This window comes from Sulfitobacter sp. PM12, assembly GCF_045586035.1.
GTDB lineage: Bacteria > Pseudomonadota > Alphaproteobacteria > Rhodobacterales > Rhodobacteraceae > Sulfitobacter > Sulfitobacter pontiacus.
Genome location: NZ_CP151529.1, coordinates 2,848,114 through 2,867,074 on the forward strand (window position 1 = coordinate 2,848,114; position 18,961 = coordinate 2,867,074).

General features: G+C 57.5%; 13 protein-coding genes. 1 reads left to right on the forward strand and 12 read right to left on the reverse strand.

Going from position 1 to position 18,961, the window contains the following annotated elements; genetic code table 11:
• Positions 1 to 178 precede the first annotated feature (178 nt).
• From AADW22_RS14040 to rpsL, 9 genes are all read right to left on the reverse strand, one after another.
• On the reverse strand, positions 179 to 1,054 hold the full coding sequence (locus AADW22_RS14040) for a DUF1206 domain-containing protein (protein ID WP_407473932.1): 876 nt from the start codon (positions 1,052 to 1,054) through the stop codon (positions 179 to 181).
• A 204-nt stretch (positions 1,055 to 1,258) separates the two neighbouring features.
• Entirely contained in the window at positions 1,259 to 1,555 is a 297-nt protein-coding gene (locus AADW22_RS14045) for a 50S ribosomal protein L23 (RefSeq protein ID WP_005849839.1), read from the reverse strand.
• Positions 1,552 to 2,169, reverse strand: a complete 618-nt coding sequence (rplD, locus tag AADW22_RS14050; protein ID WP_009825301.1) for a 50S ribosomal protein L4 — start codon at positions 2,167 to 2,169, stop codon at positions 1,552 to 1,554. Before rplD ends, AADW22_RS14045 begins: the two co-directional genes overlap by 4 nt.
• Positions 2,166 to 3,008, reverse strand: coding sequence for a 50S ribosomal protein L3 (rplC, locus tag AADW22_RS14055; RefSeq protein WP_005849843.1), 843 nt, complete (start codon positions 3,006 to 3,008; stop codon positions 2,166 to 2,168). Before rplC ends, rplD begins: the two co-directional genes overlap by 4 nt.
• A gap of 18 nt (positions 3,009 to 3,026) precedes the next feature.
• On the reverse strand, positions 3,027 to 3,344 hold the full coding sequence (gene rpsJ / locus AADW22_RS14060) for a 30S ribosomal protein S10 (protein WP_005849850.1): 318 nt from the start codon (positions 3,342 to 3,344) through the stop codon (positions 3,027 to 3,029).
• Positions 3,345 to 3,663: 319 nt separating this feature from the next.
• Positions 3,664 to 4,839, reverse strand: a complete 1,176-nt coding sequence (gene tuf / locus AADW22_RS14065) for an elongation factor Tu (RefSeq protein ID WP_005849852.1) — start codon at positions 4,837 to 4,839, stop codon at positions 3,664 to 3,666.
• A gap of 104 nt (positions 4,840 to 4,943) precedes the next feature.
• Complete coding sequence (gene fusA, locus AADW22_RS14070) at positions 4,944 to 7,070, reverse strand: elongation factor G (RefSeq protein ID WP_037941636.1); 2,127 nt, start codon at positions 7,068 to 7,070, stop codon at positions 4,944 to 4,946.
• A gap of 83 nt (positions 7,071 to 7,153) precedes the next feature.
• Positions 7,154 to 7,624, reverse strand: a complete 471-nt coding sequence (gene rpsG / locus AADW22_RS14075) for a 30S ribosomal protein S7 (RefSeq protein ID WP_005849857.1) — start codon at positions 7,622 to 7,624, stop codon at positions 7,154 to 7,156.
• 176 nt (positions 7,625 to 7,800) lie between these two features.
• Positions 7,801 to 8,172, reverse strand: a complete 372-nt coding sequence (rpsL, locus tag AADW22_RS14080; RefSeq protein ID WP_005849863.1) for a 30S ribosomal protein S12 — start codon at positions 8,170 to 8,172, stop codon at positions 7,801 to 7,803.
• Between the two features lie 404 nt (positions 8,173 to 8,576).
• On the opposite strand from rpsL, the gene AADW22_RS14085 reads away from it, so the two are divergent.
• On the forward strand, positions 8,577 to 9,383 hold the full coding sequence (locus AADW22_RS14085; protein ID WP_407473933.1) for a putative rhamnosyl transferase: 807 nt from the start codon (positions 8,577 to 8,579) through the stop codon (positions 9,381 to 9,383).
• On the opposite strand, the gene AADW22_RS14090 is transcribed toward AADW22_RS14085, so the two are convergent.
• From AADW22_RS14090 to rpoB, 3 genes are all read right to left on the reverse strand, one after another.
• Entirely contained in the window at positions 9,380 to 10,258 is an 879-nt protein-coding gene (locus AADW22_RS14090) for a DMT family transporter (protein ID WP_005849867.1), read from the reverse strand. The genes AADW22_RS14085 and AADW22_RS14090 overlap by 4 nt on opposite strands.
• A gap of 167 nt (positions 10,259 to 10,425) precedes the next feature.
• Positions 10,426 to 14,673 carry a DNA-directed RNA polymerase subunit beta' gene (gene rpoC / locus AADW22_RS14095; protein WP_005849869.1) on the reverse strand — a complete coding sequence of 1,416 codons (4,248 nt, stop codon included), beginning with the start codon at positions 14,671 to 14,673 and terminating at the stop codon, positions 10,426 to 10,428.
• Between the two features lie 94 nt (positions 14,674 to 14,767).
• Positions 14,768 to 18,904, reverse strand: coding sequence for a DNA-directed RNA polymerase subunit beta (rpoB, locus tag AADW22_RS14100; RefSeq protein ID WP_306285144.1), 4,137 nt, complete (start codon positions 18,902 to 18,904; stop codon positions 14,768 to 14,770).
• Between the last annotated feature and the right edge of the window lie 57 nt (positions 18,905 to 18,961).

Genomic DNA, 18,961 nt, shown 5'->3' on the forward strand with positions numbered 1-18,961 from the left:
CAAAGAACCCCTTTGCCCAACCTCGCGCGTGGCTAGAACTCACCAATGCGCAAAACGACACAGCCCCGGACGAATCCGGGGCACTGCCGATGGGGTCGTTTAGGGGAGGATCAGCCGAGGGTCAAGGGAGCGTTCGGGAATAGTCGGGAAAACCCGACGTAGACCTACGCGGTGCCCTTCAGGACGCCATTGCCTTGACCTTGCGCGCGACGCTTTCAACCGACGGGTCGGCAGCCTTAGGTACAATACGGTAGACCGCATTCACAAAGCAGAACAGCGAAAACATCAGCAATCCGGCACAGAGCAGCCCAACCAGCACGCGCCCGTAGGCCTGCTGGTGCAACCATTCAAACGCCGCATCGATGCCGCCTGCACTCGACGCATTGGCACTTATCGCGGCATAGGCGATCAAACCACCGATGATCAGGACCACGACGCCCTGCGCAGCCACGCCGATACGCAACAGCGGGTTCCAATGCATAGTAAAGTGGTTCGCTTCCAAATGCTCGCGATACGACTGCGACGCTGCCTTGTAGAAATAGTAGAACCCCGTGCCCATCGTCGCCAGACCGATCCCGCCCACGACCCACACGCCCGCTGTGGTCTGCAAAAACTGGTTCAGCAGCTCCTTGCTGCTAGAGCCAGACGACGCCACCCCCAGCACCGTCACAGCCAGCGCACCGATGGCACCGTGGATCAGGCCGGTGACCAGCATCCCGAACCGCGCAACGATGCCCTTGGCCCCGCTCCCATATGCCTCAAGGTCCCAAAAGCTATCAACTGCCCGCCAGATCGCATAGGCGAACATGCCCGTGGCGATCGCGAAGATCACTGCAAACCCCGTCGCGCCGTCTAATGACTGCAGCGTCGACTTGGTGCCCTCGGCCTGACCGCCAGATACAACGGACCAGAGCGACAGCCCGGCCACGACAAGGTAAACCAATCCGCGCCCGGCATACCCCGTCCGCATGATCGGCACGGCCCAGGCGAAATCGTCGGGGTCATTATGAGACAGGATCTCTGATCGGGTGGACTGGACGGAGTTGGTCGACATAGTGGCGCGATCCCTTCGGGCAAAGCCGGCCACCATTCAGCGGGGCCATTCCTTTGACGTGATGTGCAATGTCAACGCACCGTAGGTCGGCAAGTTCCCGCGCGACATGCGCAGCGGATATTATGCAGGCACCACCGCCCTCAAAACGGAAAAGGCCCCCCGCCTTGCAGCGAGGGGCCTTTTAACTTTTACGTCCAGGCTGACTTACAGACCGGTGGATACGTCGATCGAGTTACCTTCTTCGAGCGTAACGTAAGCCTTTTTCACGTCTTTCCGGCGACCCATCTGGCCACGGAAACGCTTTGCCTTGCCTTTGGTGATGGTCGTGTTCACGGCCTTCACCTTGACACCAAAGAGAGCTTCAACAGCTTCTTTGATCATTGGCTTGTTGCTGTCGATCGCAACTTCGAAAACGACTGCATTGTGCTCGGAAGCCATTGTCGCTTTTTCAGTGATGATCGGCTTGCGGATCACATCGTAATGTTCGTGCTTGGCGCTCATTTCAAACGGGCCTCCAGTGCTTCGATCCCCGCTTTGGTGATCACGAGAGTGTCACGCTTGAGGATGTCATAGACGTTTGCACCCATCGTCGGCAGGATATCCAGACCTTCGATGTTGCGCGCGGCTTGCAAGAAGTTCTCATTTACCGAGGCACCGTCGATGATCAACGCGCGCTTCCAGCCCAGGTTCTTAACCTGTTTGGCCAAAGCAGCTGTTTTCCCATCGGATGTGGCATCGTCGATGATGACCAGGTTGCCGGTTTTTGCCTTGGAAGACAAAGCGTGGCGCAGACCCAGTTTGCGGAACTTCTTGGTCAGGTCGTGGCCGTGGCTACGAGGGGTTGGCCCCTTGTAGATACCACCCGAACGGAAGATCGGTGCAGAACGTGCGCCGTGGCGTGCGCCGCCGGTGCCTTTCTGACGATAGATCTTCTTGGTCGAATAGCTGACCTCGGACCGTGTCTTGACCTTGTGCGTACCCTGCTGCGCGTTGTTACGCTGCCAGCGGACAACACGGTGCAGAATGTCGGCGCGTGGCTCAAGACCGAACAGGGCCTCGTCCAAGTCTACCGAACCGGCTGCGCCGCCGTCGAGTTTGATGACATCAAGTTTCATTCGTCACCTTCCTTCTTGTCCGACTCAATGGATGCTTCGGCTTCGGCAAGTGCGGCAGCTTCGGTCGCTGCTTGCTCTTCTGCCAAGCGTGCTGCTTCTGCTTCGGCCTCTGCAGCGGCTGCTGCTGCGGCTTCTTCAGCTGCTTTTGCGGCTTCGTCAGCGGCGGATTTCAAAGCGGCAGGCAGGATCGCGTCAGCTGGGAACGGCTTTTTCACCGCGTCCTTAACAGTCACCCAACCACCTTTGGAGCCTGGTACGGCGCCTTTGACCATGATCAGACCGCGTGCGCTGTCAGTTTTGACAACTTCGAGGTTCTGCGTGGTAACACGGGCAGCACCCATGTGACCGGCCATTTTCTTGCCTTTGAAAACCTTGCCTGGATCCTGACACTGACCTGTCGAACCATGCGAACGGTGAGAGATCGAAACACCGTGTGTCGCACGCAGACCGCCAAAGTTGTGGCGTTTCATCGCACCGGCAAAACCTTTACCGATGGAGGTGCCTGCAACGTCAACATACTGACCAGCAAAGTAGTGATCGGCGATGATTTCTTCGCCAACATTCAACATGGCTTCGGGGTCCACACGGAACTCCGCAACCTTACGCTTGGGTTCAACCTTTGCCGCAGCAAAGTGACCACGCATGGCCTGCGACGTCCGCTTGGCCTTGGCTGTACCTGCACCAAGCTGAACAGCTGTGTAGCCGTCCTTCTCGGGGGTACGCTGAGCCACAACCTGCAGTTTGTCGAGCTGAAGAACGGTCACAGGGATCTGCTTGCCGTCTTCCATGAACAAACGGGTCATGCCCATCTTTTTTGCAATAACGCCTGAGCGCAACATATTATTACCCTCCTACGCTTATGACTGCAGCTTGATCTCGACGTCCACACCAGCGGCCAGGTCGAGCTTCATCAGCGCGTCCACGGTCTGGGGGGTCGGATCAACGATATCCAGCAGACGCTTGTGCGTGCGGATTTCGAACTGGTCACGGGATTTCTTGTCAACGTGTGGGCCACGCAGAACTGTGAATTTTTCGATCTTGTTCGGCAGCGGGATTGGGCCGCGAACAGATGCACCGGTACGCTTGGCGGTGTTAACGATTTCCTGTGTGGACGCATCCAGCACGCGGTAATCGAACGCCTTCAAACGGATGCGGATATTTTGGCTTTGTGCCATATGTCATCATCCCTCATTGGGAGTAGAAACGAAGAGGAAGAGACGCCTCATCACGGCCCTTCATTGCGTTTTGTCGTAAATCAAACGGGGCGCGTAAAAACGCACCCCGCTGAGACTTGCGCTCTATAGGTCGAGTCGCGCCATGTGGCAAGGGGGGAATCCGAGGTTTCGCTCGAATCCGCCCAGTGCGACAGCAATCATCGGTCAAAGCGGTAGTGTCACAGCCAGCACCGCCCGCCCCCAAGCCACGAAAAAGGCCGCCCCGATTGGGAGCGGCCTTCGTCTTGTTGCCGGTGCGCGGGGTGACCCGCGGGTTGGCTTACTCGGTGATTTTGGAAACCACGCCCGCGCCAACGGTACGACCGCCTTCGCGGATCGCGAAGCGCAGACCGTCTTCCATCGCGATGGGGGCGATCAGCTCCACGTCGAACTGCAGGTTGTCGCCAGGCATAACCATTTCAGTGCCTTCTGGCAGCTGAACGGTACCGGTGACGTCTGTGGTCCGGAAGTAGAACTGTGGACGGTAGTTCGCGAAGAACGGCGTGTGACGGCCACCCTCTTCTTTGGTGAGGATATAGGCTTCGGCTGTGAACTTGGTGTGCGGCTTAACCGAACCTGGCTTACACAGAACCTGACCACGCTCAACACCTTCACGGTCGATACCGCGCAGCAGGGCACCGATGTTGTCGCCAGCTTCCCCACGGTCCAGCAGTTTGCGGAACATTTCAACGCCGGTACATGTGGTTTTCTTGGTGTCGCGGATGCCAACGATTTCGATTTCGTCGCCAACGTTGATCACGCCACGCTCAACACGGCCGGTCACAACGGTACCACGACCGGAGATCGAGAAGACGTCTTCCACAGGCATCAGGAACGGCTGGTCAACAGCGCGCTCTGGTGTCGGGATGTAGTTGTCGACTTCTTCCATCAGCTTGCGGATGGAGTTTTCGCCGATGTTCTCGTCACGGCCTTCCATCGCCGCCAGAGCGGAGCCTGGGATCACAGGGATGTCGTCGCCTGGGTAGTCGTAGGAAGACAGCAGTTCGCGGATTTCCATTTCAACCAGTTCCAGCAGCTCTTCATCGTCCACCTGGTCTACTTTGTTCATGTAGACAACCATGGCGGGGATGCCGACCTGACGGCCCAGCAGGATGTGCTCGCGGGTCTGTGGCATGGGGCCATCAGCAGCGTTCACAACCAGGATCGCGCCGTCCATCTGCGCCGCACCGGTGATCATGTTTTTCACATAGTCAGCGTGGCCTGGGCAGTCGACGTGGGCGTAGTGACGGCCTTCGGTCTCATACTCAACGTGTGCGGTCGAGATGGTGATGCCGCGTGCTTTTTCTTCGGGCGCGCCGTCAATCTGGTCATAGGCGCGGAAGTCGCCGAAGTACTTGGTGATCGCCGCGGTCAACGTGGTTTTGCCGTGGTCAACGTGACCAATGGTACCGATGTTAACGTGTGGTTTATTACGTTCAAACTTTGCCTTAGCCATGGTGGCCTCCTTGGTTTTCAAATTGGGCGGTGGGTTGAACACCCACCCTACGGTTTGGGTAGGGCGGGGTTATCCCCGCCGTCCCAGTTATTGCAACGCGCCAGTTACGCGAATTTCGCTTGGATCTCGTCAGAGATGTTCTGCGGAACAGGTTCGTAGTGCGAGAACTGCATGGTGAAGTTCGCACGACCCGACGACATCGAACGCAGCGTGTTGATGTAGCCGAACATGTTGGCCAGCGGCACCTGTGCGTCGATTGCGATTGCGTTCCCGCGTGTGTCCTGACCCTGAACCTGACCGCGACGCGATGTCAGATCGCCGATGATCCCGCCTGTGTAATCCTCAGGAGTGATAACTTCGACTTTCATGATCGGTTCGAGCAGTTTCGCACCAGCTTTACGCATGCCTTCGCGCATACCCATACGGGCCGCGATTTCAAACGCAAGAACGCTCGAGTCAACGTCGTGGAATTTACCGTCGATCAAAGCAACCTTGAAGTCGATGACCGGGAAGCCCGCCAAAGGACCGGAGTCCATGACCGAGTTGATCCCTTTTTCGACGCCCGGGATGTATTCTTTCGGAACGGCACCACCAACGATGCGGCTCTCGAAGGAATAGCCTTCGCCTGGCTCGGTTGGCATCAGGATCATCTTCACCTCAGCGAACTGACCGGAACCACCGGACTGTTTCTTGTGGGTGTAGGTGATTTCTGCTTCGCGCGAGATGGTCTCGCGGTAGGCAACCTGAGGCGCACCGATGTTCGCTTCAACTTTGAATTCACGACGCAGACGGTCCACCAGAATGTCGAGGTGAAGTTCGCCCATGCCCTTCATGATGGTCTGGCCGGATTCCAGATCCGTTTCAACGCGGAAGGAGGGGTCTTCTGCAGCCAGACGCGCCAGACCGGTGGACATCTTCTCTTGGTCAGCCTTTGTTTTAGGCTCAACCGCGATTTCGATAACCGGATCGGGGAAGGTCATTGTTTCAAGAACAACAGGATCGTTGACGGCGCAAAGCGTGTCACCGGTTGTTGTGTCTTTCAGACCTGCCAGCGCGATGATGTCGCCCGCGAACGCTTCTTGAATTTCTTCACGATCGTTGGAGTGCATCATCATCATACGACCGACGCGCTCTTTCTTACCTTTTGTGGAGTTCAGGAGCGTGTCGCCCTTGTTCAGCACACCGGAGTAGATGCGGGTAAAGGTCAGCGAGCCAACAAAGGGGTCGTTCATGATTTTGAACGCCAGACCGGAGAAGGCCATGTCGTCATCCGCACGGCGTGGGATGTTACGTGTCTCTGTCTCGTCGCCTGGTTTGAAGCCCATGTAGTCAACAACGTCCATCGGGGATGGCAGATAGTCGATAACAGCGTTCAACAGAGGCTGAACACCTTTGTTTTTGAACGCGGAGCCGCAGAGTACGGGGATGAACTTGATCGCCAGTGTCCCTTTACGGATCAGACCGCGCAGGGTGTCGACGTCAGGCTCTGCGCCGTCCATCAGGTAGTTTTCCATGGCTTCGTCATCCATCTCGACCGCAGTCTCGATCAGATGCGCGCGCCATTCGTCGGCCAGGTCTTTCAACTCGGCACGGATTTCGCGTTGTTCCCAGCTCGCGCCAAGATCTTCACCGGCCCAGACCCATTCTTTCATGGTAACCAGATCGATCATGCCTTCCAGCTCGGTTTCGGCACCGATCGGGATTTGGATCGGCGCAGGTGTCGCACCGGTACGGTCTTTGATCATCTTCACGCAGTTGAAGAAGTCAGCGCCGATTTTGTCCATTTTGTTGACGAAAACGATGCGTGGAACCTTGTAGCGGTCCGCTTGGCGCCAAACGGTTTCGGTCTGGGGCTCAACACCGGCGTTGGCGTCAAGAACAGCAACCGCGCCGTCAAGAACGGCCAGCGAACGTTCAACTTCGATGGTGAAGTCAACGTGGCCGGGGGTGTCGATGATGTTCATCCGGTACTTGGTGTCGGATGTCGCGTCGGCTGTGGGCTCTTCCTGGCGCTGCCAGAAAGTGGTCGTCGCAGCGGAGGTAATTGTAATACCGCGTTCCTGCTCCTGCTCCATCCAGTCCATCGTAGCGGCACCGTCGTGCACTTCGCCGATGTTGTGGGACTTACCAGTGTAAAACAGGATCCGTTCGGAGCAGGTTGTTTTGCCTGCGTCGATGTGGGCCATGATGCCGAAATTGCGGTAGCGTGAGAGCGGATAGTCGCGTGCCATTGGGCTGCTTCCTCGAATATATCTGAAACGGATAAATCGCGCCCCGGGGTGGGACGCGACGGGAACGGCTTATGCCGCCCGAATTACCAGCGGTAGTGGCTGAACGCTTTGTTCGCGTCGGCCATCTTGTGGGTGTCTTCGCGCTTCTTAACAGCAGTACCGCGCGATTGAACAGCGTCCAGAAGCTCACCGGCAAGGCGCTCTTCCATGGTGTTCTCGTTGCGGGCGCGGGACGCTTTGATCAACCAGCGGATCGCCAGTGCTTCGCGACGCTCGGGGCGCACTTCGACAGGAACCTGATAGGTGGCACCACCAACGCGGCGCGAACGCACTTCGACGGACGGCTTGATGTTGTCCAGCGCTTCGTGGAAGACTTCGATGGGCGCGCGTTTGATTTTGTCTTCAACACGGTTCATCGCGTTGTAAACGATACGCTCCGCAACCGACTTCTTACCGTCGATCATCAGGTTGTTCATGAATTTGGTGAGAACCAGATCACCGTACTTGGCGTCTGGCAGTACTTCGCGTTTTTCAGCGGCGTGACGACGTGACATTTAAAGCTCCTAATTGTCAGTTGCCGAGGCAGGTTTGGTCCAGTGCGTCTGGTGCATATTGCACCCCGATCGTCCGGCGCTCAGTCTTACTCGGCTCACTCCCTTACGGGAAAACATGGCGGGCGGCGGGATCCGGCATCGTGTATCCGCGATGCGCGACCCCAAACCGACCCAAATTACTTTGGCTTCTTTGCACCATATTTGGAGCGACGCTGCTTACGGTCTTTAACGCCTTGCGTATCGAGAACACCGCGCAGGATGTGGTAGCGCACACCGGGAAGGTCTTTTACACGGCCGCCGCGGATCAGAACAACGGAGTGTTCTTGCAGGTTGTGCGATTCACCCGGGATGTAGCTGATGACTTCGAAACCGTTGGTCAGGCGCACTTTGGCAACCTTACGCATGGCCGAGTTCGGCTTCTTAGGTGTGGTGGTGTAAACACGTGTACAAACGCCGCGCTTTTGCGGGCATTCTTGCAGGTGCATGGATTTCGAACGTTTGATTTTAGGCTGGCGCGGTTTGCGGATCAGCTGTTGGATCGTTGGCATTCCGGTTTTATCCCCGTTTAGCTCACATAAGTGGTGCAGCGGGGCGGACCCCAGTGCGGTTTCAAATTCGGTCACTTCGCACGTCCACGAAGCCTATCTTTCGCCCTACACCACTGGCGCAAAGCAAAATCACCGCAGCGTTCCCGTACCGAGGAAAACGAAGCGGTGGGGTAACAGAGGATCGAGTCAGCAGTAGACCGGATCGTGACCACAGTAGATATGATGTCGGCAAAGCAGGGCGACCCCCGCATCCGAGATAAGGGGCGTATAGGCAGAGTCGTCCACGCTGTCAACAGCCCCCGCCCCCAAGCCGCCCACGGCACGCCAAACGGGTATTCCACCTTGCAAGACACCCCGCCTACCGCGCATATTTATGCCACATTATTCGGACAGGGCGGATCACGATGCAGGTACTTGGGCTATGCCGCTTTTCCTATCCGGCGCTTGGCGGGTTTCAGGTCGGGCATGACACCACCGCTGATCGTATCGCCTACCTTTATGATCCTGCGCGGCTTGAAGAAAGGTTCCGCCTGTTCGAAACCGTCGCCCTGCCCTGCCTGATGGCGCAAACAGACCCCGATTTCGAAATGATCGTGCTGGTCGGCGATCGTTTTCCGCCTGTCCATCTGGAACGGCTCACGGCCTTGCTCGCCCCCCTGCCCCAAGCGCGGATTGTGGTAGAGCCGCCGCGCCCGCACCGCGAGGTGATGAAAGAGATTCTGAACAGGGCCCGCCACGCGCGCTCTGAACCCTGTGTGCAATTCCGCTTTGATGACGACGACGCGATTGCGGTCGATTTCGTGGCCAAGCTGCGTAAAGCTGTTGATGACGCCGCCCCGCTCCTGGTCCAGCACAAATCCATCGCGCTTGACTGGAACAAGGGCTACGTGGCCGAGTTCGGCGCGGATGGTATCGCGGCGACCCCGTCGTTCCGGCCGTTCTACACCGCGGCGTTGGCCATGTTCGTGAACGCGGGGTGTCCGCTTACGATCATGAACTTTGCCCATGACAAGCTGCCCCGCTTCATGCCCGCGCTCAGCTTTCCCGACCCTGCGATGTATGTCCGCGGCCACAATGGATTTAACGATTCACGCCAAAAGAATGCACGGGCGGTCGACCTATCCCCACTCAGCCCCGAGGAAGAGATCCTGTTCAAGGACCGCTTTGCCATCGACATCGACACTGTGCGCCGCGTCTTTGCCAAAGGTTAAAGCGGCGGCAGCGGGCGGGTGGTGATGCGCTCACGGTAGAGTGTGAACAGCCCCGTCGCAGCGACGATAGATGCCCCAGCGAGTGTTGACGGCACCGGCCAGTCACCGAACACCAACCACCCGAGAATAAGCGCCCAGATCAGCCCGGTATAGCGGAACGGCGCGATGAACGATACGTCGCCCACCCGCATCGTCTGCACGCTGAAATAATACCCCATCAGCACAAAGACCGCGGCCGCCGTAATGGCGATCCAATGCGCGGAAGAGACCGGAGCCCACGGCGTGGTGAACTGCGCGAAGGTCGAAAACCCCGTCACGGCCAGCACAGCGGCGAAGGTCACGGTCATCGACGGCACCTCTTTCGACAGGCGGCGGGTGCTGAGGTCGCGCACGGTGACAAAGAACACCGCGATCAGCGCGTAGATCGACCAGATGTTGAAGCCCTCGGTGCCCGGCTTGACGATCAGCATCACGCCGAAGAACCCCACAAGGATCGCAGAGAAGCGCCGCCAGCCGACCTTTTCGCGATAGACCAGCGCCGCGCCCAAAGTCACCGTCAGCGGCAGGGATTGCAGAATGGCGCTGAGGTTCGCCAAGGGCATATTGAACAACGCGGTCACGAAGAAAAAGCTCGCCCCGACTTCGGCACCAGACCGGATTGCGACCAGCTTCCAATCGCGCCGGCTAAGACGCAGATGCATCGGGCCAAGCCGTCCCCATAGCATCACGATCAACGAGATAGAGATCACACCGCGCAAGAACAGCAGTTGGAACAGGGGCACGGCCCCGCCGGTCGTCTTGGTCATCGTGTCGTTCAACACAAAGGCCGCCATGGAGCCCATCATGAAAAGTGCTCCGGCAAGGTTTGGCGACATCGGGTGGCTTTCCGTTTGTTAGGTTGGCTTATCATTGGCGCAAGCCGCGGTGGAAAACCAGCCCACCGGCGCAAATTTTCGACGCTATTTCATCCCCCTGCCCCACAACGAAAAACCCCCGCCGATCTCTCGGCGGGGGCTCTGTTGGTCAGGTTTCAAGCCTAGGCTTAGCTGCGGCTTTCGTCGTCGCTGGGGACGTTGTCGAAGACATCGCCACCAACAACATCGTCGGCTGTAGGCTCTGGCGCGGCCAGACGTGCTGCGGCTTCGGCTTCTTCGCGACGGGCCTCGATGACCACGTTGTCACGATCTGTCGCAACCTTGCGCATCTGCTGCGTCGCACCACCGGTACCGGCTGGGATCAGACGGCCCACGATGACGTTCTCTTTCAGGCCAACCAGCTTGTCGCGCTTACCCTGAACCGATGCTTCGGTCAGAACGCGTGTGGTTTCCTGGAAGGACGCCGCCGAGATGAAGCTGCGTGTTTGCAGCGACGCCTTGGTAATCCCCAGCAGGATCGGTTCGCCCTGCGCAGGACGCCCGCCTTTGGACAGCGCTTTGGCACAGGCCTGGTCGAACTCTTGCTTGTCGACGTGTTCGCCTTTCAACAGGGTGGTATCACCGCTGTCCTGGACTTCCCACTTCTGCAACATCTGACGCACGATCACTTCGATATGCTTATCGTTGATCTTAACGCCCTGCAGACGATAAACATCCTGCACTTCGTCGATCATGTAGTCAGCCAGCGCTTCGACACCCATAATCGCGAGGATGTCATGCGGCGCAGGGTTGCCGTCCATGATGTAGTCGCCCTTCTGGACAAAGTCACCTTCCGCAACGGGAATGTGCTTACCCTTGGGCACCATGTATTCGACCTTGTGATCCGGATCCTCGGACGACTCGATCGAGATACGACGCTTGTTTTTGTAGTCCTTACCGTAGCGGACGTACCCGTCGATCTCGGCGATGATCGCGTGGTCTTTGGGGCGACGTGCCTCAAAGAGTTCCGCAACACGTGGCAGACCACCGGTAATATCCTTGGTCTTGGCACCTTCACGCGGGATACGCGCAACGATGTCACCGGCCTTGATTTCAGTCTGGTCCTCAACGGACAGAATGGCATCAACGGACATTGGGTAGGTCACCGGGTTGCCCGCATCGTTGCGGACCGGTTCGCCATCGGCATCCACCAAAATGATTTCAGGCTTCAGCTCATTGCCTTTGGGTGCTGCACGCCAGTCGATCACGATCTTCTGTGTCATACCGGTTGCATCATCGGTTTCATCCTTGACCGCGATCCCCGACGTCAGGTCGACGAACTTGGTCATACCGGATTTCTCCGCGATGATCGGCAGCGTGTAGGGGTCCCATTCGAACAGCTTGTCGCCGCGCAGGATCGACTGACCCTCCTTGACGAACAGCTTGGTACCGTAGCCAACCTTGTGGCTGGCGCGCTCGTCGCCGTTATCATCAACGATGGCAAGCTTCATGTTCCGGCCCATTACCATGATCTCGCCTGCGGCGTTCTCAAGGGTTTGAGCGTTCTCGAACACAACCTTACCGGACTGCGATGCCTCGAGGAAGGACTGCTGGCCACCCTGCGCAACACCACCAATGTGGAATGTACGCATGGTCAGCTGCGTGCCGGGTTCACCGATCGACTGAGCAGCGATAATGCCGACAGCTTCACCTTGGTTCACCAGCGTACCGCGTGCAAGGTCACGACCATAGCACATGGCGCAGACGCCCTCTTCGGCCTCACAGGTCAGCGGGCTGCGGATCCGTGCGGATTGAACAGCCGCTTCATCGATGATGTCAGCCAGACGTTCGTCGATCACAGTCTGCGCAGGTACCAACACTTCGTCGGTCCCGGGGCGCAGGATGTCATCCGCCGCAACGCGACCTAACAGACGTTCCGCCAGCGAAGAGACAACCTCACCATCATTCACAGCCGCTTCAGCCGTGATCGCGGTTTCGGTGCCACAGTCATGCATACGAACGATACAATCCTGTGCCACGTCCACCAGACGACGGGTCAGGTAACCCGAGTTCGCTGTTTTCAAAGCGGTATCCGACAGACCCTTACGGGCACCGTGGGTGGAGTTAAAGTACTCCAGAACGGTCAGACCTTCTTTAAAGTTCGAGATAATCGGAGTCTCGATGATGTCGCCGTTCGGCTTCGCCATCAGACCGCGCATCCCGCCCAGCTGTTTCATCTGTGTGACCGAGCCACGCGCACCGGAGTGCGCCATCATGTAGACCGAGTTCGGCTCCATCACCGCGCCGTCATCGTTGCGACGTTCAGCCGAAATGGCCCCCATCATCGCGTCGGTGACCTTGTCGTTACACTTGGACCAGGCATCGACGACTTTGTTGTACTTTTCACCCTGGGTGATCAGGCCGTCCATGTACTGCTGTTCAAAGTCTTTAACCTGCTCGCGCGTTTCGTCCACCAAGGTCCACTTGGTTTCTGGAATCAGCATGTCGTCCTTACCGAAGGAAATGCCGGCACGGAAAGCTTCACGGAAGCCCATGGTCATGATCTGGTCACAGAAGATAACGGATTCTTTCTGACCACAGTAGCGGTAGACCGTATCGATGACCTGCTGCACTTCTTTCTTACGCAGCAGACGGTTCACCAGATCGAACGGCGCTTTGGCGTTCAGCGGCAGCAACGCGCCAAGGCGGATACGGCCCGGCGTGGTGTCGTAACGCTTCATCACCTCGTTGCCTTCGGCATCGATCTGTTTGATCCGCGCCTTGATCTTGGAGTGCAGGTGGATCGCACCGGCACCAAGCGCGTGCTCGACTTCCTCGACAGAGCCGAACACCATGCCTTCGCCCGGCATGCCTTCGCGTTCCAAGGTCGTGTAGTACAGACCCAAGATCATATCCTGTGACGGAACGATGATCGGCGCGCCGTTTGCAGGCGACAGAACGTTGTTCGTCGACATCATCAGGACGCGTGCTTCCAGCTGTGCTTCCAGCGAAAGCGGCACGTGCACAGCCATTTGGTCGCCGTCAAAGTCAGCGTTAAAGGCGGAACAGACCAGCGGGTGAAGCTGGATCGCTTTACCTTCGATCAGTACCGGTTCGAACGCCTGAATGCCCAAACGGTGCAAGGTAGGCGCACGGTTCAGCATGACGGGGTGTTCGCGGATCACTTCGTCGAGGATGTCCCACACTTCGGGACGCTCTTTTTCAACCAACTTTTTGGCTTGCTTCACAGTGGAAGACAGACCTTTGGCTTCAAGACGCGAATAGATGAACGGCTTGAACAGCTCGAGCGCCATCTTCTTGGGCAGACCGCACTGGTGCAGCTTCAGCTCGGGGCCGGTCACAATGACCGAACGACCGGAGAAGTCGACGCGCTTACCCAAAAGGTTCTGACGGAAGCGACCTTGCTTACCTTTCAGCATGTCGGACAGCGACTTCAGAGGGCGCTTGTTGGCACCAGTGATGACGCGGCCGCGACGGCCGTTGTCGAACAAAGCGTCGACGGATTCCTGCAACATCCGCTTTTCGTTGCGGACGATGATGTCAGGTGCGCGCAGTTCGATCAGACGCTTCAAGCGGTTGTTCCGGTTGATCACGCGGCGATACAGGTCGTTTAGATCCGACGTCGCGAAACGGCCACCGTCCAGCGGCACCAGCGGGCGCAGCTCTGGCGGGATCACGGGAATGACGGTCATGATCATCCACTCGGGCCGGTTGCCGGACTCGAGGAAGGATTCAACGACTTTCAAACGCTTGATGATCTTCTTGGGCTTCAGTTCGCCGGTCGCCTCTTTCAGATCGGCACGCAGCTGGTCTGCTTCGGCTTCCAGATCGATGGCGGCCAGCATTTCGCGGATCGCTTCGGCACCGATATTGGCGGTGAACGCGTCCATGCCATAGGCATCCTGCGCGTCCATATACTCTTCCTCGGTCATCATCTGACCATAGGTGAGGTCCGTCAGACCGGGTTCGATCACAACGTAGTTTTCAAAGTAAAGAACACGTTCCAGATCGCGCAGGGTCATGTCCAGCATCAGGCCGATGCGCGATGGCAGCGACTTGAGGAACCAGATGTGCGCAACAGGCGACGCCAGCTCGATGTGGCCCATACGCTCGCGACGGACCTTTTGCAGCGTGACTTCAACACCACATTTCTCGCAGACAACGCCGCGATACTTCATGCGCTTATATTTGCCGCACAGGCATTCGTAGTCTTTGATCGGGCCAAAGATACGCGCGCAGAACAGGCCGTCACGCTCTGGTTTGAACGTCCGGTAGTTGATGGTCTCGGGTTTCTTGATTTCACCGAACGACCACGACAGAATCCGCTCTGGCGATGCCAGAGAGACCTTGATTTCGTCGAACGTCTTCATCGGCGCGACGGGGTTGAACGGGTTGTTTGTCAGTTCCTGGTTCATCTTAAATCCTTAGATAAGTCTCGAAAGCGGAGGGAGTGAGGTGTTTCCTGCTTCAGGAAACGGTCCGGGGTTTATGAAAACCCCGGCGCGTGCCTCACTCGTCTTCCTCCGCATCCAGGAGTTCCATGTTCAGGCCAAGACCGCGTACCTCTTTCACAAGTACGTTGAACGATTCCGGAATACCGGCTTCGAAGTTGTCTTCGCCTTTGACGATGCTTTCATAGACCTTGGTCCGTCCGGCCACGTCATCCGATTTCACAGTCAGCATCTCCTGCAGGGTGTATGCAGCGCCGTAAGCTTCCAGAGCCCAGACCTCCATCTCACCGAAGCGCTGACCACCGAACTGCGCTTTACCGCCCAATGGCTGCTGGGTGACCAGCGAGTATGGACCAGTTGAACGCGCGTGGATTTTATCGTCCACAAGGTGGTGCAGTTTCAGCAGGTATTTCACGCCGACGGTCACCGGACGCGCAAACTGTTCGCCCGTGCGGCCATCGAACAGTACCGACTGACCGGAGCTGTCGAAACCGGCCCGTGTCAGGCTGTCGTTCACATCCGCTTCTTTGGCACCATCGAATACCGGCGTGGCGATTGGGACACCGCGCGCGACGTTCTTGGCGGCGTCCAGCAATGTTTCCTCGTCCATACCCGAGATGCCTTCTTCGTAGACATCGTCGCCATAGGCGTGGTGCATTGCTTCGCGCACAGGTGTCAGATCGCCGGAGCGTTTGTATTCCTGCAGCGCCTCGTCGATGTTGATGCCCAGGCCACGTGCGGCCCAACCCATGTGGGTTTCAAGGATCTGACCGACGTTCATACGCGACGGAACACCCAGCGGGTTCAAACAGAAGTCGACCGGCGTACCATCCGCGAGGAACGGCATGTCTTCCATCGGTACAACCTTGGAAATAACACCTTTGTTGCCGTGACGACCGGCCATCTTATCGCCCGGTTGCAGCTTGCGCTTCACCGCGACGAAAACCTTGACCATCTTCATCACGCCCGGGGGCAGATCGTCACCACGACGGACTTTTTCGACTTTGTCCTCGAAACGTGCATCCAAGGTCCGTTTCTGGATCTCGTACTGCTCGTTCAGGGCCTCGACGATCTTGGCATCATCTTCGTCGGCCAAAGCCAACTGCCACCACTGACCGCGCGACAAGGATGCCAGCAGGTCTTCGGTGATTTCAGAGTTTGCCTTGACGCCTTTCGGGCCTTTGACAGCCGTCTTGCCGATGATCATCGACTGCAGACGCGCGTAGATGTTGCGGTCAAGAATGCCAAGTTCGTCGTCCCGGTCACGGGCCAGACGTTCGACTTCTTCACGTTCGATCTGCAGCGCACGTTCGTCTTTTTCAACGCCGTGACGGTTGAACACGCGGACTTCAACAACGGTACCGAAATCACCGGGCTTCACACGCAGCGACGTATCGCGCACGTCCGAGGCTTTTTCACCGAAGATGGCGCGCAGCAGTTTTTCTTCTGGCGTCATCGGGCTTTCGCCCTTGGGTGTGATCTTGCCGACGAGAATGTCACCGGGTTCCACATCCGCACCGATGTACACGATGCCCGCCTCGTCGAGGTTGCGCAGCGCTTCTTCACCGACGTTCGGAATATCGCGTGTGATTTCCTCTGGCCCCAGCTTTGTATCACGGGCGGCGACTTCGAATTCCTCGATGTGGATCGAGGTAAACACGTCGTCACGCGATACACGTTCAGAGATCAGGATGGAGTCTTCGTAGTTGTAGCCGTTCCAGGGCATGAACGCGACGACCACGTTCTTACCAAGCGCCAGTTCACCCATGTCGGTCGATGGACCGTCCGCGATAACCTGACCCTTTTGAACCGTCTCGCCCACTTTCACCAGCGGGCGCTGGTTGATGCAGGTGTTCTGGTTCGAACGCTGGAATTTGCGCATGCGGTAGATGTCTACGCCCGCGTCGCCCAGTTCAAGGTCTTCGGTGGCGCGGATAACGATACGGCTAGCGTCGACTTGGTCGATGATACCACCGCGTTTCGCCATATAGGCAGCACCGGAATCCCGTGCGACGACTTCTTCGATACCTGTGCCCACCAGTGGTGCTTCGGCTTGAAGCAAAGGCACCGCCTGACGTTGCATGTTCGAGCCCATCAAGGCCCTGTTCGCATCGTCGTTTTCAAGGAACGGGATCAAGGACGCAGCGACCGAGACCAACTGTTTTGGCGAAACGTCGATCAGATCGACATTCTCGGAAGGCGACAGCGTGTAGTCACCGGATTTCCGTGTCGACACCAGATCGTTGACGAACTTCATGTCCTCATCAAGGTTCGCGTTCGCCTGCGCCACGGTGTGGCGCATTTCTTCGGTCGCGGACATGTACTGCACGTCATCGGAAACAACACCGTTCGTTACTTTACGGTAGGGTGTTTCGATAAAGCCGTATTTGTTGACGCGGGCGAATGTTGCCAACGAGTTGATCAGACCAATGTTCGGACCTTCGGGCGTTTCAATCGGACACATACGACCGTAGTGGGTCGCGTGAACGTCACGCACCTCAAAGCCGGCACGTTCGCGTGTCAGACCACCTGGCCCAAGCGCGGAGAGACGACGCTTGTGCGTCACCTCGGACAGCGGGTTGGTTTGGTCCATGAACTGCGACAGCTGGCTGGAGCCGAAGAATTCACGTACCGCAGCAGCCGCTGGCTTCGCGTTGATCAGGTCTTGTGGCATGACAGTGTCGATCTCGACCGAGGACATACGTTCCTTGATCGCGCGCTCCATACGAAGCAGGCCGACGCGGTACTGGTTTTCCATAAGTTCGCCAACGGAGCGTACACGACGGTTCCCAAGGTGGTCGATGTCGTCGATGTCGCCACGGCCGTCACGCAGATCAACCAGCGCCTTGATACAGGCAACGATGTCGTCACGGTCCAGCGTGCGCTGCGTGTCTTCTTTGTCGAGCGCAAGACGCATGTTCATCTTCACGCGGCCAACCGCCGAAAGGTCATAGCGGTCCGCATCAAAGAACAGCGTGTCGAACAGGTTCGACGCGGCTTCGACTGTGGGCGGCTCGCCCGGGCGCATCACACGGTAGATGTCCATGAGCGCGGTGTCGCGGTTCATGTTCTTATCTGCCGCCATGGTGTTACGCATGTAGGGGCCGACGTTGATGTTGTCGATGTCGAGAAGTGGGATCTCGGTGATGCCCGCGTCGATCAGCTCTTTTGCTGTACCGCCGATGAGCGTGCCGTCTTTGTCGTGCTCGAGCGTCAGCTCGTCGCCCGCTTCGACATAGATCGCGCCGGTTTCTTCGTTGATGATGTCACGCGCGGCGAATTTGCCCGCGATGTGACCGAAGGGCAGCAGCAGTTCTGTCACTTTGCCTTCGTCGATCAACTGCTTAACGGCACGAGGTGTAACCTTCTTGCCCTTCTCGAACAGGATCTCGCCTGTTGCGGCGTCAACCAGATCATACGATGGACGTGTGCCCCGCACACGGTCCGGGAAGAAAGGTGCAACCCAGCCTTCGCCGTCTTTCAGCGTATAGTTCACGGTGTTGTAATACGCGTTCATGATCGCTTCTTGGTCAAGGCCAAGCGCGTAGAGCAGCGTTGTTACAGGCAGCTTACGACGACGGTCGATGCGCGCGAACACGATGTCTTTGGCGTCGAATTCGAAGTCGAGCCACGACCCGCGGTATGGGATGATGCGGCAAGCAAACAGCAGCTTACCCGAAGAGTGGGTCTTGCCTTTGTCGTGGTCAAAGAAAACGCCAGGCGAACGGTGCATCTGGGATACGATAACACGCTCTGTACCGTTCACAACAAAGGTACCGTTTGGCGTCATCAGGGGCATGTCGCCCATGAACACGTCTTGTTCTTTGATGTCTTTCACCGATTTCGCACCGGTGTCTTCATCCACATCAAATACGATGAGGCGCAGCGTCACCTTCAAAGGCGCGCTGTAGGTCATGTCGCGTTGCTGACATTCCTCGACATCGTATTTGGGTTTTTCGAGCTCGTACTTGACGTATTCAAGCACCGACGTCTCGTTGAAGTCCTTGATCGGGAAAACCGATTGGAACACGCCTTGGATGCCGTCACCGTCTGTCGGTGTTTCCGCATCGCCGGAGCGCAGGAACAAATCATAAGAGGATTTCTGAACCTCGATCAGGTTCGGCATCTCCAGCACTTCGCGGATTTTGCCATAGTATTTACGTAGACGTTTCTGGCCAAGGAAGGTTTGCGCCATGTGTCTGTCACCTTTCGTATCTCTTGCCGAGCTCGCCATCACCGGGGCCGTGATGCG